At 62.2% G+C, this 12,859-nt stretch carries 10 protein-coding genes; all 10 read right to left on the bottom strand.

The genetic code is table 11. The features are described from left to right. Nucleotides 1–4: 4 nt before the first annotated feature. The 10 genes from TX24_RS00105 to TX24_RS00060 all read right to left on the bottom strand — a co-directional run bounded on the left by TX24_RS00105 (nt 5) and on the right by TX24_RS00060 (nt 12,790). Nucleotides 5–955: a FecR domain-containing protein gene (locus TX24_RS00105; RefSeq protein WP_003187452.1), complete on the bottom strand. Its 951-nt coding sequence runs from the start codon at nt 953–955 to the stop codon at nt 5–7. Beyond that, the gene (locus TX24_RS00100; RefSeq protein WP_057709492.1) at nt 952–1,461 is read right to left on the bottom strand and encodes a sigma-70 family RNA polymerase sigma factor; all 510 of its coding nucleotides are present in this window, start codon (nt 1,459–1,461) and stop codon (nt 952–954) included. Before TX24_RS00100 ends, TX24_RS00105 begins: the two co-directional genes overlap by 4 nt. A gap of 74 nt (nt 1,462–1,535) precedes the next feature. Further along, nucleotides 1,536–2,981: an efflux transporter outer membrane subunit gene (locus TX24_RS00095; protein ID WP_003187449.1), complete on the bottom strand. Its 1,446-nt coding sequence runs from the start codon at nt 2,979–2,981 to the stop codon at nt 1,536–1,538. Next, nucleotides 2,978–4,036 carry an HlyD family secretion protein gene (locus TX24_RS00090; protein ID WP_057709491.1) on the bottom strand — a complete coding sequence of 353 codons (1,059 nt, stop codon included), beginning with the start codon at nt 4,034–4,036 and terminating at the stop codon, nt 2,978–2,980. The genes TX24_RS00095 and TX24_RS00090 overlap by 4 nt, the downstream gene beginning before the upstream one ends. 15 nt (nt 4,037–4,051) lie before the next feature. Continuing rightward, nucleotides 4,052–5,587, bottom strand: a complete 1,536-nt coding sequence (locus TX24_RS00085) for an MFS transporter (protein ID WP_057709490.1) — start codon at nt 5,585–5,587, stop codon at nt 4,052–4,054. A 226-nt stretch (nt 5,588–5,813) separates the two neighbouring features. Next, the gene (locus TX24_RS00080) at nt 5,814–6,734 is read right to left on the bottom strand and encodes a LysR family transcriptional regulator (protein WP_003187445.1); all 921 of its coding nucleotides are present in this window, start codon (nt 6,732–6,734) and stop codon (nt 5,814–5,816) included. Nucleotides 6,735–6,794: 60 nt separating this feature from the next. Further along, nucleotides 6,795–7,667 carry a TauD/TfdA dioxygenase family protein gene (locus TX24_RS00075; RefSeq protein ID WP_057709489.1) on the bottom strand — a complete coding sequence of 291 codons (873 nt, stop codon included), beginning with the start codon at nt 7,665–7,667 and terminating at the stop codon, nt 6,795–6,797. Nucleotides 7,668–7,882: 215 nt separating this feature from the next. Next, nucleotides 7,883–9,247, bottom strand: coding sequence for an HlyD family type I secretion periplasmic adaptor subunit (locus TX24_RS00070; protein WP_003187442.1), 1,365 nt, complete (start codon nt 9,245–9,247; stop codon nt 7,883–7,885). Continuing rightward, complete coding sequence (locus TX24_RS00065) at nt 9,237–11,393, bottom strand: type I secretion system permease/ATPase (protein ID WP_003187441.1); 2,157 nt, start codon at nt 11,391–11,393, stop codon at nt 9,237–9,239. The genes TX24_RS00070 and TX24_RS00065 overlap by 11 nt, the downstream gene beginning before the upstream one ends. A gap of 41 nt (nt 11,394–11,434) precedes the next feature. After that, nucleotides 11,435–12,790 (bottom strand): TolC family outer membrane protein, encoded by a 1,356-nt coding sequence (locus TX24_RS00060; RefSeq protein ID WP_057709488.1) that lies wholly within the window; start codon nt 12,788–12,790, stop codon nt 11,435–11,437. Nucleotides 12,791–12,859 lie beyond the last annotated feature (69 nt).

The raw sequence follows: 12,859 nt of genomic DNA, 5'->3' as shown, positions 1-12,859 counted from the left end.
ATTTTCAGACCCGCGCCTTGATCGTTACCCAGTAACGGGTCACCGCCTGCACGTGCACGGGCAATGAACGCTCCAAGGCCGCCAGGATCGCGTCGGTGTCGCTCAGCGGGAACACGCCGGTCAACAGCAGGTTCGACACCGCCTGATCACAGCGCAACAGGCCAGGGCGATACCGGCTCAGTTGCGCCACGAACTCACCCAACGGCTGGCGCTCGGCAACCAGACGATGCTCGGTCCAACTGCTGGCATTGGCGCTCACTGCCGGCAACGCGGTGCTTTGACGGGCGTTGAACCACAGGCTGTCCCCCGCCTGCATATGCACCGGCGTGCCCTGCAACGGCGTGACCCGCAGGCGACCTTCGTACAAATCCACACGGCTGCCGTCGGGCAGTTCACGTACCGCAAAGCGCGTGCCCAACGCCTGCACATCGCCGGCTGGCGTTTCGACGATCAACGGGCGCAAGGCGTCGTGGCCGCTGGTCAGCAAGACCTCGCCACGGATCAGCCGAATACGCCGTTCGGTAGCGCTGAAACGCAGGTCTACGGCACTGTCACTGTTGAGGTCCAGTTGCGTGCCGTCGCTCAAGGTCATATGGCGAATTTCGCCCGTGGCGGTACGCAGCTCTGCGAAGGCCGCTTGCCAGGGCTCGCTGCGTTGCACCAGATAGCCGCTGCCACCGGCCACCAACAACAGGCCGAGCAGTTTGAGCGCGGCACGGCGTTGGGTATCCGGGGTGTCGCGCAATACTGCGCGAGCGCTGTCGGCAGGTACGCCGCCGAGGGTGTGTTGCAGCTGCTGCAAGCGCTGCCAGGCGCGACGATGCTCCGGGTCAGCGGCCTGCCACCGGGCAAACGCCTGGCGCTGCTCGCCCTTGAGCTCACCGCCCCATTGCAGCATCAACCACTCGCTGGCTTGCTCAACAATCGCGGGGGCAATGGGCGCGTCGTGCTTCATTCTTCGTACACCACCTGGTAGCAGGCGACGATGGCACGGGTCATGTACTTTTGCACCGAGCTGACGGTGACGCCCAGGCGCTCGGCGATTTGCGCATAGCTCAAGCCTTCGAACTGCGAAAGTAAAAACGCACGGCGTACATTATCGGGCATGCGGTCGAGCATGGCGTCGATCTGCATCAAGGTTTCGAGGATCAGGGCGCGGGTTTCCAGGGAAGGCGACTCGGGCTCGGGCAGGTGCGCGATGCTTTCCAGGTAGGCGCGCTCGATACGCAGGCGCCGCCATTGATCGATCACCAGGTTGCGGGCGATCTGCGCCAGGTAACTGCGGCTTTCCTTGTCACCCGGAAAACGCCCGGACACCAATAGGCGCAGGAAGGTGTCCTGCGCCACATCGGCGGCCTGTTCACGGTCGCCCAGGCGCTTGCGCAACCAGCCTTGCAGCCAGCCGTGATGGTCGCGGTACAGGATGTGAAGCTGTTGCTGGCCGTCAGTCGCGCTGCCCATGAAAAGCTCAGAAGTGTTATTGAGAGCAATTATCATTACATCTTATTTGGCGACTGACAAAAACTCTTTGTTGCTCAGCGCCCAGCGGTCTGCAACGGGTACACCGACTCCCACCCTCCTCCCAACGCTTTGTACAGCCCGACCATAGCCAATGACACGCCGGTGGAGCTTTCCACCCACTGCTCCTGCGTTGCCAGCAACGCGCTCTGCACGGTGAGTACATTGACGAAATCCGCCACGCCTTCGACGTACTGGTGTTGTGCGGTAGTGAGGGCGATCTGGTTCTGGCGCACGGCTTCAGCCAGGCTGTCGCGGCGCAGTTGGCTGGCGTTGTAGCGGGTCAGTTGGTCGTCGATTTCATGCCAGGCACGCAGCACGGTTTGCTGGTAGGCCAGGGCCGCTTCCTGTTGCTGGGCTTCACGTAAATCCACCATGCCTTGCAGGCGCCCGCCGTTGAACAGCGGCAGGCTCAATTGCGGGCCGAAGGCAAAGGCGCGGGAACCCCAGGAGCCGAAATCCGAGAGTTGCATGGCTTGGGAGCCGAGGCTGCCGGACAGGGTGATGCGTGGGTAAAAGTCGCCCTTGGCCACGCCGATGCTGGCAGTGGCAGCGTGCAGGCGCGCTTCGGCCTGGCGGATGTCGGGGCGGCGCTCGGCGAGTTCCGATGGCAGGCCGATCGCGACCTGGCGCTGGGTTTGCGGCACAGGGGCGTCTTTGGACAACTGCGCGTGCAGGGCCTGAGGCGGCTCGCCCATCAGCAGGCTCAGGGCGTTGATCAACTGGTCCTGGCGCTGCTGTAGATCCGGCAGGCGCGCTTCGATAGCCGCGACCTGGGCGGCGGCTTCGGCCACATCCAGGTCGGTGGCCACGCCGTCGGCCAACCGCAACTGCGAGAGCTTGAGGCTGTGGCGCGCAACGTCGAGGTTTTGCTCGGTGACAGCGCGGGTGTTTTGCACGCCGCGCAGTTGGATATAGTCCTGGGCGGTCTCGGCCAGCACCGACAACAACACGGCGCGACGATCGTTTTCGGCAACTTCCAGCGTGGCGTCGGCTGCTTCGGTTTCACGCTTGACCCGGCCCCAGAAATCCAGCTCCCAAGAGGCCGAGAAGCCCATGTCCCATTGGTTGAAGGCCGAGCGGCCATTCTCGCCGGAGGGGTCGCTCAAGCCTTTGCCGCTGTTGCGCTTGCGCTGGTAGGCGCCGCCGGCATCGACGTTGGGGTAGCGCTCGGCCGTAGTCACCTGGCGGATGGCGCGGCTTTGTTGCAGGCGGCTGCTGGCCAGCTTCAGGTCGAGGTTATCGCTGAGGGCGCGGCGCGTAAGGGCCGAGAGCTGCTCATCGTGGAACACGTCCCACCAGCGTTCCTGCAACGGGTCGCTGACGGCGCGGCTGGCGGCTTGGCGGCCCTGGGGTTCGCTCCACTGGCCGACGCGCGGGGCATCGGGCCGTTGGAAATCCGGGCCGACCGTGCAGGCACTCAGGCTGATCAGGCTCAAGGTGAGCCAGGCGAGGTGTCTCATTGCTGGGCCACCTCACGCTGCTGCTCGACGGGCCGGGTATCGACGCTGGCTTCCACCGACATGCCGACGCGCAGGCGCTCGGTCAGTGGCTGGTTCGGCTCAAGCACGATCTTCACCGGAATACGCTGTACCACCTTGGTGAAGTTGCCGGTGGCGTTGTCGGGTTTGACCGAGGCGAAGGTCACACCCGTGGCTGGCGCCAGGCTTTCCAGATGGCCTTTGAGCAGTTCGCCGTCAAGACTGTCGACGCTGACTTGCACCGCTTGCCCCGCGTGCATGTGCGACAGTTGGGTCTCCTGGAAATTTGCCACCACATAGGCTTCGGCCAGTGGCACCACCGCAAGGATCTTGCTGCCCGGTGTCACATAGGCGCCGACCCGCACCGCACGTTCACCGACCATGCCATCCACCGGTGCGACAATGCGCGTGTAAGACAGCTGATAACTGGCCATTTCCAGCGCGGCCTGGGCGCGCTTGAGTCCACCTTCGGCGGCGTCACGCTGGGCGGTGAGGATCTCCACCTGCTTGCGTTCGGCGGCCAGCACGGCGGTGGATTTGGCCAGGCGCGCGGTAGCCTGGTCGATGCGAGTCTTGGCTTGCTGGGCGTTCTGCACGGTGCCCGCACCGACGCCGGCGAGGTGGTTGTAGCGGTTCAGTTCATGTTCGGCAAAGGCCACTTCGGCGCGATCTGCTGCCACGGTGGCCTGGGCCTGGGCGATCACCGAGCTTTGGCGCTCCAGGGTCGCGCTGGCGTTTTTCAGCTGGGCCTGGGCGACGAGGGTGTCGGCATCGGCGGCCTGGGCGGCGGCGCGAAAATCGCGGTCGTCGATCAACGCCAGCAGTTGCCCGGCTTTGACACGCTGGTTGTCTTCCACCAGCACTTCCTTGATGAAACCGGCAACGCGGGGGGCGACCAGGGTGAAATCCGCCGCGACGAAGGCGTCGTTGGTGCTCTGGTGCTTGCTGCCCAGTACGCCCGGGGCGACCAGGTAAACCAGCACGCCGACGGCAAATACAGCAATAACGGAGACGGCAATTTTGTCTTTGCGTTTCATGGAAAGTCCTTGTGGTCAGGCCGGAGCGCGAGGCGGATAGATCCGCGTGGGCATCCAGAAAATCAGCAGGATCAACGCCACCGCGACACCGGCCATGACGACGTAAAGATCCGAAGAGGTCAGCACCACGGTCTGCTCGTGCAAGCGGTGGGCGAGGCCCGACGCGTCAGCGTCGGCAAGGGGCGAATTGCCCAGGCGGTCCACCAACATGGTTGAATGGAAATGCCCGCGCTGGGTGGTCAATGTATCCAGCACCGCAGTGGCGATCACAGCAGCCAGGCCCTTGACGGTGTTGAACCAGGCAGAGGCGAACGGCCCTTCGATGGGCTGGATGCTGCCGGTGGACAGCATCAGCAGCGGCAACACGGCCATCGGCTGGCCGAAAATCTGCAGCAGGTACCAGCCATAAAAGTCGTCGCGAATCCACGCCGAAGTCAGGTGTGAACTGCCGAGGCAGCACAGCACCAACATACTCAGGCCAATGCCCAGCACCCAGCGGCAGTCGACCCAGCGCAGGTTGCACAGCGCCGCCACCAGCGGCAGCGCGATCAACTGCGGCAACGCCATCAGCAGCATCACCGGTGCGGTCTGCAGCGGCCGGTAGCCCTGGACCTGGGCGAGGAAACTGGACGGGATGATGATCACCGAGGTCAGCACCATCAGCACGCCGGCCAGCACGATCAGGGCAAAGGCCAGGTTGCGCAGGCCGAGCATCTGCAGGTTGAAGAAGGGCAACGGTTGTGACCATTCGTTGAGCATGAACAGCACCAGCAACACTGTGCCGCCACACAGCAGGAAGGTAATCAGTCCCGATTCGAACCAGTCCAGGCGATTGCCCTGCAACAAGCCGATCACCAGCATGCAGATCGCCGGGAAGCCCAATAGCAGGCCACGCCAGTTGAATTGCTTGAAGCGCTCCAGGCGCAGCGGGTCTTGTGGCAAGCCGTAGGCCACGGCCGCCATGGCCAGCACGCACGGCGCGACGATCTGCCAGAACGCCCACTGCCAGCCGACGTATTCGGTCCATAACGCCGCCAGCGGCGTGCCCAGGCTGGGGCCGAAAGTGGCGGTCAGTGCGTAACCGGCCAACCCGTACAATTTGACGTTGGCCGGCAAGAAACGCAGCGCCACGGTCATCAGCATCGGCGGCAGTGCGCCACCGGCCAGGCCTTGCACGGTACGCAGCAGCAACAGGCTTTCGTAGTTCGGCGCGAACGGGCAGAGGATGCCCAGCACGGTGAACAAACCGATAGCGCACAGGGTGAAGCGACGCAGGGAAAACGTCACCGAACACCACGGCGCGAAGGCCATGGCCGCGACCGAAGTGGCGGTGTAGGCAGCGACCAGCCAGGTGCCTTCGTCAAAACCGATGTACAGCGCACCGCGGATATCGGCGAGGGCGACCTTGGTGACCATCTCGTTGAGACCGGAGACCAGCACCGCCAGCAATACGCCAAGCAGGCCGATGATGATGCGCGGTCCGAACACGGGTGGGCTCAGGGCCGTAGGTTTGGCTGCGGCCTGGATAGCGGGGGCAGCGAGGGACGTCATGAACAGGTAACTCGGAATGAGAAATACCTGAGCAGTTTAATCGGGCACTCTCATGACAAAAAGTTACTTGTTGGCAGGTTATAAGTGCGTCAGACGCAACTTTGAACATCAACACTGAACCCTGTGGGAGCTGGCTTGCCTGCGATAGCGGCCTGACAGATGAAAATATGTTGTCTGACGCGCCGCTATCGCAGGCAAGCCAGCTCCCACATTGATTGCGTTCGCTTTATACCGGCTGGGCTTCAAGCCAGGTGGCATGACAGCTTTCGCGCATGGTTTCACGCAGCCATTTATGGGCCGGGTCTTTGTCGAAGCGCGGGTGCCAGGATTGCGCCAGGACCAGGGTTTGCAGTGGAATCGGCAGGGCAAATGCGCGCAGTGGCAGGTTCAGACGCTTGGCGCTCAGGAGGGCTTCCTTGGGTACCGGCAACAGCAGGTCGGAATCGGGCAGCATGAACATCGCACCGTGAAAGCCTGGGGCGATCATGGCCACACGGCGCTCCAGGCCTTGAGCATTCAACGCAGTATCAATGGGCCCACGGGCGATGCCACGCCGGGAGATGCTGATGTGGGAATAGCTGGCAAAGCGTGCCGCCGTGATTTCTTCGTCGAACAACGGGTGGTCTTGCCGCGCCAGGCCGACAAAGGTGGTGGAGAACAGGTTCTGCACCTTCACTTCCGGGCTGGCAGGCATGGTGTTGCTCACCCGCAAGTCCAACCGCCCTTCGCGCAGGGCTTCATCGTCGGTGTCGCCTTCGGGTACGAAACGCAGCTCACACAGCGGCGCCACGCGCTCCATGGTGTCGAACAGCCGCCCGCCATACACGCCGATGAAAAAGTCATTGGCGCGCACGCTGAAACGACGGCGCAAGGTGCTCAAATCAACTTGGTCCGCCGAACGGAACAACAACGCAGCCTGCTCCACCACATTGCGCACCTGGCCTTGCAGCTCAAGCGCCTTGGGCGTCGGCACCAGGCCACGGCCGGCACGTACCAGGATCGGGTCACCGACCGCTTCACGAATACGCGTGAGGGTGCGGCTCATGGCGGCCGGGCTCAGATTCATCCGCCGTGCGGCGCCCACCACACTGCCCTCGTCGAGCAACGCGTCGAGGGCGACCAGCAGGTTCATGTCCGGTAATTGCATGCCAAGCACTCGTGGTCCGTTGAGAGTGAACTGGACGCAATCCTAGCAGGCTTCATCGGGTTAGAAAGGCGCATCCCCCTGAATCGTGGTGCGGTACAACTTGCGCCGCAGGTGGCTTGGGCAACCGGCGGCCAGGTGGATCAGCGAGCGGTTGTCCCAGAACACAAGGTCGTGGGGCTGCCACTGGTGGCGGTAGATGTTTTCCGGCAGCACGCTGTGGGCGTAGAGCTGGGCCAGCAGGTCTCGGCTTTCGTCATCGGGCAGGCCGACGATACGGGTGGTGAAGCCCTCGCTGACGAACAGCGCCTTACGGCCGTTTTCCGGGTGGGTGCGCACAACGGGGTGCACCACTTCGGCAACCTGGGCGAGCTGTTCGGGGGTAAGGGGTGGGCGCCAGTTGCCTTCGAATTTGGTCTCGCTGTAGCGCGCCGTGTAGGAATGCGCGGCGCTGCGGCCTTCGACGGCGTTGCGCAGGTGGCCTGGCAGGTGCTCCCAGGCTTTGTGCATATCGGCGAACAGGGTGTCGCCGCCTTCAGAGGGCAGTTCCTGAGCATGCAGCATTGAGCCCAGGCTAGGCAGTTCTTTGTATGACAGGTCCGAATGCCAGAACTTGCCCGCATCCCCCAGACCGATGGATTGGCCGTTCTCGATGATGTTGGAGACGATCAGGATTTCAGGGTGGTTGGCCAATAGGAATTGTTTGAGCACATGGATTTGCAGCACACCGAAACGGCGGCTGAAGGCGATCTGTTGTGCGGGGGTAATGCGTTGGTCGCGGAACACGATGACATGGTGGTCCAGGTGAGCGCGATGGATGCGGGTGAAGTCCTGGTCGTTGACTGGGCGGGACAAGTCCAGGCCGATGATCTCGGCGCCTACACTGCCGGGGAAGGGGCGGATGTCGAAGGTTTGGGGGGCGGTGGTGGCAGACATTGGATTCATTCCCGGCGGACAGGGGAGTGAATTTATAGGCATAAGGATGGAAGCTTAAATACCGTTAGCGCATATGGATATGGCGTTTGGTTTGAGCTGTAGCGTGATGCTGACGGCCTCATCGGGGGCAAGCCCCCTCCCACATTTTGATTTGTGAACCCATTCAAATGTGGGAGCTGGCTTGCCTGCGATGAGGTCGGTACAGGCGCTGAAGATCAACGCTCGTGCAACGCCTCGGCCCGCGCCTTGATGATCGGCTTGAGCAGGTAGCTGAGGATGCTTTTCTTGCCGGTGATGATATCCACCGAAGCGACCATGCCGGGGATGATCAGCAGCGGCTTCTCATCGGTGCCCAAGTGGCTGCGGTCGGTGCGCAGAGTGATCATGTAGTAGGTGGTCTTCTTGTCTTCATCAGTGATGGTGTCGGCACCGATGCGTTCGAGCTTGGCCTTCAGGCCACCGTAGATGGTGTAGTCGTAAGCGGTGAACTTGACCACCGCTTCCTGCCCTGGGTGCAGGAAGGCGATGTCTTGCGGGCGGATCTTGGCTTCTACCAGCAGGGTGTCATCCAGCGGCACGATTTCGACCATGTCGCTGCCCGGCTGGATCACACCGCCAACGGTGTTGACCAGCAACTGCTTGACGATCCCGCGCACTGGCGAGGTAACCAGGGTGCGGCTGACCCGGTCTTCCAGCGCGCGGCCGGTGGACTCTGCCTTGTTCAGTTCAGTACGGGCTTCGTTGAGTTGGGTCAGGGCTTCGCTGCGGAATTTGCCGCGGGTTTCATCGATCTTGCGTTGCACTTCCTTGATCGCCGATTCAGCACGCGGGATCGCCAGGGTGGTGGCGTCCAGCTGCCCACGGGTTTCCATTTCGGCGCGCTTGAGGCGCAGCACTTCTACCGGCGACACCGCACCCTGGGCCACCAACGGCTCGGACATGTTGATTTCCTGGCGTTGCAGGGACAACTGGCTGCGGTATTGGCCCTGCTTGGAGGTGAATTCGCGCAGTTCCTGTTGGCGCTGGACGAGTTGCTCCTGCAAGCCGCCGACTTCGTCTTTCAACTGCTGGCGGCGGCTTTCATACAAGGAGCGCTCGTTGGCGGCCTGGCTCGGCGCGGCCTTGAGCACGTCGTCGGGGATGTTCAGCGGGCGGTCATCCACCTGCGCGCTCAAACGCTCGACGCGCAGTTGCATGGCCAGGCGCAGGGCTTCGGTTTCGCCGGCGTTGGAGACAAACCGCGTGTCGTCGAGACGAATCAACGGCGCGCCGGCTTCTACGATCTGGCCTTCCTTGACGTACAGCTCAGCGACAATACCGCCTTCCAGGTTCTGGATTTTCTGCAATTTTGACGACGGAATCGCCTTGCCGTCGCCACGGGTCACTTCGTCGATCTGGGAGAAACCGGCCCACACCACCAGGAATATAAAGAACGCGATGATCGCCCAGATGGTCAGGCGGATCACCCGCGGCGCATCTTCGATCAGCGCCTTGTTGACCTCGGGCAGCGGCTGGCCCTGCAGCGAATCGGAGCCTTTGAAGTAGCGGCCGACCGCACTCTTGATGGAGTTAAGCAACACTGATCTGCCCCTTCTTCAACGCTTCCATGACCACGGCTTTCGGGCCGTCCGCGAGAATCTGCCCACGGTCGACCACCAGCAGGCGGTCGACCAGGGAGAGCAGTGAGGCTCGGTGCGTGACCAGCACCACGGTCTTGTTTTGCACCACGGCTTGCAGGCGTTGCTTCAAGCGTTCTTCACCGGTGTTGTCCATGGCGCTGGTGGGTTCGTCCAACAGCAGCATGGGCGGGTTGAGCAGCAGCGCACGGGCCAGGGCGACGTTCTGGCGCTGGCCGCCGGACAGGTTCTGCCCACGCTCGCCGACTTGCAGTTCGTAGCCTTGGGGATGCAGGCGGGCAAATTCGTGCACGCCGGCCAGTTCGGCAGCTTGCAGGACCATTTCATCCTCGACGTAGCGCGCACCGCTGACCAGGTTGTCGCGCAGGGTGCCGGCCAGCAATTGAATATCCTGGGCCACATAGCCGATGTTGTGACGCAGCTCGCTCACGTCGATCTGGCGCACGTCCACGCCATCCACCAGCAAGGAGCCGGAGTCGGGCTGGTAAAGGCCAACGATCAGCTTGGCCAGGGAGCTTTTGCCCGAGCCGCTGCGGCCGATGATGCCGATTTTTTCCCCTGGCTTGATCACCAGGTTGATGTTTTTAAGCGCCGGGTTCTGCTGGTTCGGGTAAGTGAAGTTCAGGCCCCGGCACTCGATGGCGCCTTGCAGGGTGCGACGGCTCATGGGGCGCTCTTCGAAGTTGCGCTCCTGGGGCAGCTCCATCATCTGGTCCACCGAGGTCATGGTGACCTTGGCTTGCTGGTAGCGCGTGAGCAGGCCCGACAACGAGGCCAGCGGGCTCAAGGCACGGCCACTGAGCATGTAGCAGGCAATCAGGCCGCCCATACTGAGGTTGCCGTCGATGATCTGGTACACGCCGAACACGATCATGATTACGCCAGCCAGTTGCTGGATCAGCAGGGTCATGTTCATTGACAGGCCCGACAGCAACTTCACCCGCAGCTCAAGCCGGCTCAGGGTGCCGATGGTCTGTTCCCAGCCGTACTGACGCTCGCTCTCGGCGTTGTTGACCTTGACCGCATCGAGCCCGGCGAGGGTTTCGATCAGGCTCGACTGGCGCTCGGCGGCCAGCGCCATGGTGCGCTCCATGGTCGCGACCAGGGGCTTTTGCAAGGCGTAGCCGATGCCTAGGGCCAGAGGGAATGCCAGCACCGGAATCCACACCAGGTGCCCGCCGAGGATGGCGATGACCAGGAAGATCAGCAGCGTAAACGGCAGGTCGATCAGGCTGGTGAGGGTCAAAGACGCGAGGAAGTCGCGCAGGCTTTGAAACTCGTGGATGTTCTGCGCAAAGCTGCCGACCCGCGCCGGGCGGTACTTCATGGACATGCCGACGATGCGCTCGAACAACGTGGCCGAGATGATCAGGTCGGTTTTTTTACCGGCCAGGTCCAGGCAAAGGCTGCGCAGGCTTTTGAGGATCAGGTCGAACAGGTAGGCACCGCAGATGCCCACGGCCAGCACCCACAGGGTAGCGGTGGCCTGGTTCGGCACGACGCGGTCGTACACGTTCATCACGAACAGCGGCGCGGCCATGGCGATGATGTTGATCAGAAAGCTGGCGGCGATGGCGTCGGTGTAGAGCCAGCGCGAACGCATGAGGGTGTCACGGAACCACGAGCGCGCCCGTGGAATCAGGCTGCCGTGGTTGACGTCGAATTTGTGTTGCGGCTGTGCAAAGAAGACTTTGCCGATGTAGTCGTCGGCCAATGCTTCGCGCTTGATCAGCACTTCACCGCCGTCGCTTTCACTGAGCAGGATCCGCGCTTGATCTTCGCCCTGCCAGCCGACCAGCACGGTACTGCGACCGTCCTTGAGCAACAGCAGCGCCGGCAATGCAATGGTCGGGATCTGATCCAGCTTGCGTTGCAGCAGCCGGCCTTGCAGCCCGGCCCGCGCAGCGGCACGCGACAGCAACTCGGCACTCAACCGTTGCGAAGGCAGCGGCAGGCCGGTGGTGAGCATGGCCGCACTGGCCGGTTTCTGATGCAGGGCGCAGAGCGCCAACAACCCGTCGAGTAACGGGTCATCGTGCAGTGCGCGTGGATCATGACTGAGATGAACTCGACTGACTTCAGGTTCCACGCGGCGCACTCTCGACTAACAGATGGGGCTATTGGGGTGGCTCAATTCATCCCAGGCAGTTGGACTTTAGGTTTCACGTCGTTCTGCACGACGGAGGCCATTGGTGCAACCACTCCCTGGCTCTTGAGCAATTCGCCCATGGTCGCCTTGATTCGGTACTGAGTAAATAACTGAATGTTCTTGATTTCTTCCAGGCGGCGGGAAGCAGTGAACAATTCATTCTCGCTGTCGAGCAAATCCAACAGAGTACGTTGACCAAGGCTGAACTGTTGCTGGTAGGACGTGCGTACGCGGGTGCTGTGATCCACGTACTGCTGGGCGACCGGCAATTGCGCGTTGGCGTTGTTCAGGGCGTTCCAAGCCAAGCCTAGCTCTTCATTGAGTTGGCGCAAGGCGTTGTTGCGGATGTCGAGCGCCTGGTTGGCCTGGTAGGACTTCGATTGCAGGTCGGCCTTGTTGCTGCCACCGGCGAACAGGTTGAAGCGCATGCGCACCATGGCTTCCCAGCCATTGCTGTGGTTGGGATCACCTGAGACGTTGTTGTCGGCGTTGGTGCCCAGTTCAGCGTCAAAGCGCGGATAGAATGTGGATTTGGCAGCGTCGTACTGCTTCTCGGCGGCAGAGATATCCGACTCGGCCGAACGCAGCACCGGGCTGTTGTCGAGCATCTGACGGCGCGCTTCGTTCAGGTCGGCTGGCAGCATGGCCATGAACGGGGCCGGAAGCTCGAGTTCGTCGGGCATCTGGCCGACGGCGCTGAGGTAGTTGACCTGCGCGTCGGCCAGGTTTGTCTGCTCGGTGATCAAGTTGTTGCGGGCCTGAGCCAGGCGCGCTTCGGCCTGGTCCTGGTCGGCACCGTTGCCGACGCCACGCTGGGTGCGCAACTTGATCTGATCGTAGATGCGCTCGTGGTTGCGCAGGTTGTCTTCGGCCAGGCGCACGAACTCACGGCGGGTCAATACTTCCAGGTAAACCTGGGCAACGGTCAGCGCAGTGCGCTCGGAAGTCCCCAGCAAGGAGTAAGCGCGGGAATTAACGTTGGCTTGTTGACGCCCGACTTCGCTGGAGGTAGCAAAACCGTCAAAAATCATTTGCTGCAGGCGCAGGCTGGATTCGCCGCGGTTGAGCGTCTCCCAGTGATTGCCGCCAGGGTTATTGGCACGGCTGGTGGCATTGTCGGTTCCTTGGCGGCCGTAACCGGCGTTCAAGTCGACACGCGGCAGGTAGCCACCTTGTGCGGCGCGCAATTGGTAATCGGCGGCGATGCGGCTGTTAACACCCGCCTGAATTTCCGGGTGTACGTCCAATGCCTGTTGCATGGCTTGGGGCAGTGTCTGGGCTTGTACGAAACTGGCGGCGAGAGCGAACGGTATTGCCTTGAACAGGTGCAGACGCATTTAAAATTTCCCCAAGACTTCTTGTCTTAAATCACAGCGATTGGCACCGCTGCGTCGGATAATGGCTAC

The organism is Pseudomonas lactis, assembly GCF_001439845.1.
GTDB lineage: Bacteria > Pseudomonadota > Gammaproteobacteria > Pseudomonadales > Pseudomonadaceae > Aquipseudomonas > Aquipseudomonas lactis.
The sequence above is the reverse complement of the archived record's forward strand: the minus strand, read 5'-3'. Positions and strand labels throughout refer to the sequence as shown.

Coding starts and splice junctions, on each gene's coding strand:
- TX24_RS00090 (WP_057709491.1), bottom strand. CDS start 4,036: ATGAAACGCAAAGACAAAATTGCCGTCTCCGTTATTGCTGTATTTGCC.
- TX24_RS00095 (WP_003187449.1), bottom strand. CDS start 2,981: ATGAGACACCTCGCCTGGCTCACCTTGAGCCTGATCAGCCTGAGTGCC.
- TX24_RS00080 (WP_003187445.1), bottom strand. CDS start 6,734: ATGCAATTACCGGACATGAACCTGCTGGTCGCCCTCGACGCGTTGCTC.
- TX24_RS00060 (WP_057709488.1), bottom strand. CDS start 12,790: ATGCGTCTGCACCTGTTCAAGGCAATACCGTTCGCTCTCGCCGCCAGT.
- TX24_RS00085 (WP_057709490.1), bottom strand. CDS start 5,587: ATGACGTCCCTCGCTGCCCCCGCTATCCAGGCCGCAGCCAAACCTACG.
- TX24_RS00100 (WP_057709492.1), bottom strand. CDS start 1,461: ATGGGCAGCGCGACTGACGGCCAGCAACAGCTTCACATCCTGTACCGC.
- TX24_RS00105 (WP_003187452.1), bottom strand. CDS start 955: ATGAAGCACGACGCGCCCATTGCCCCCGCGATTGTTGAGCAAGCCAGC.
- TX24_RS00075 (WP_057709489.1), bottom strand. CDS start 7,667: ATGTCTGCCACCACCGCCCCCCAAACCTTCGACATCCGCCCCTTCCCC.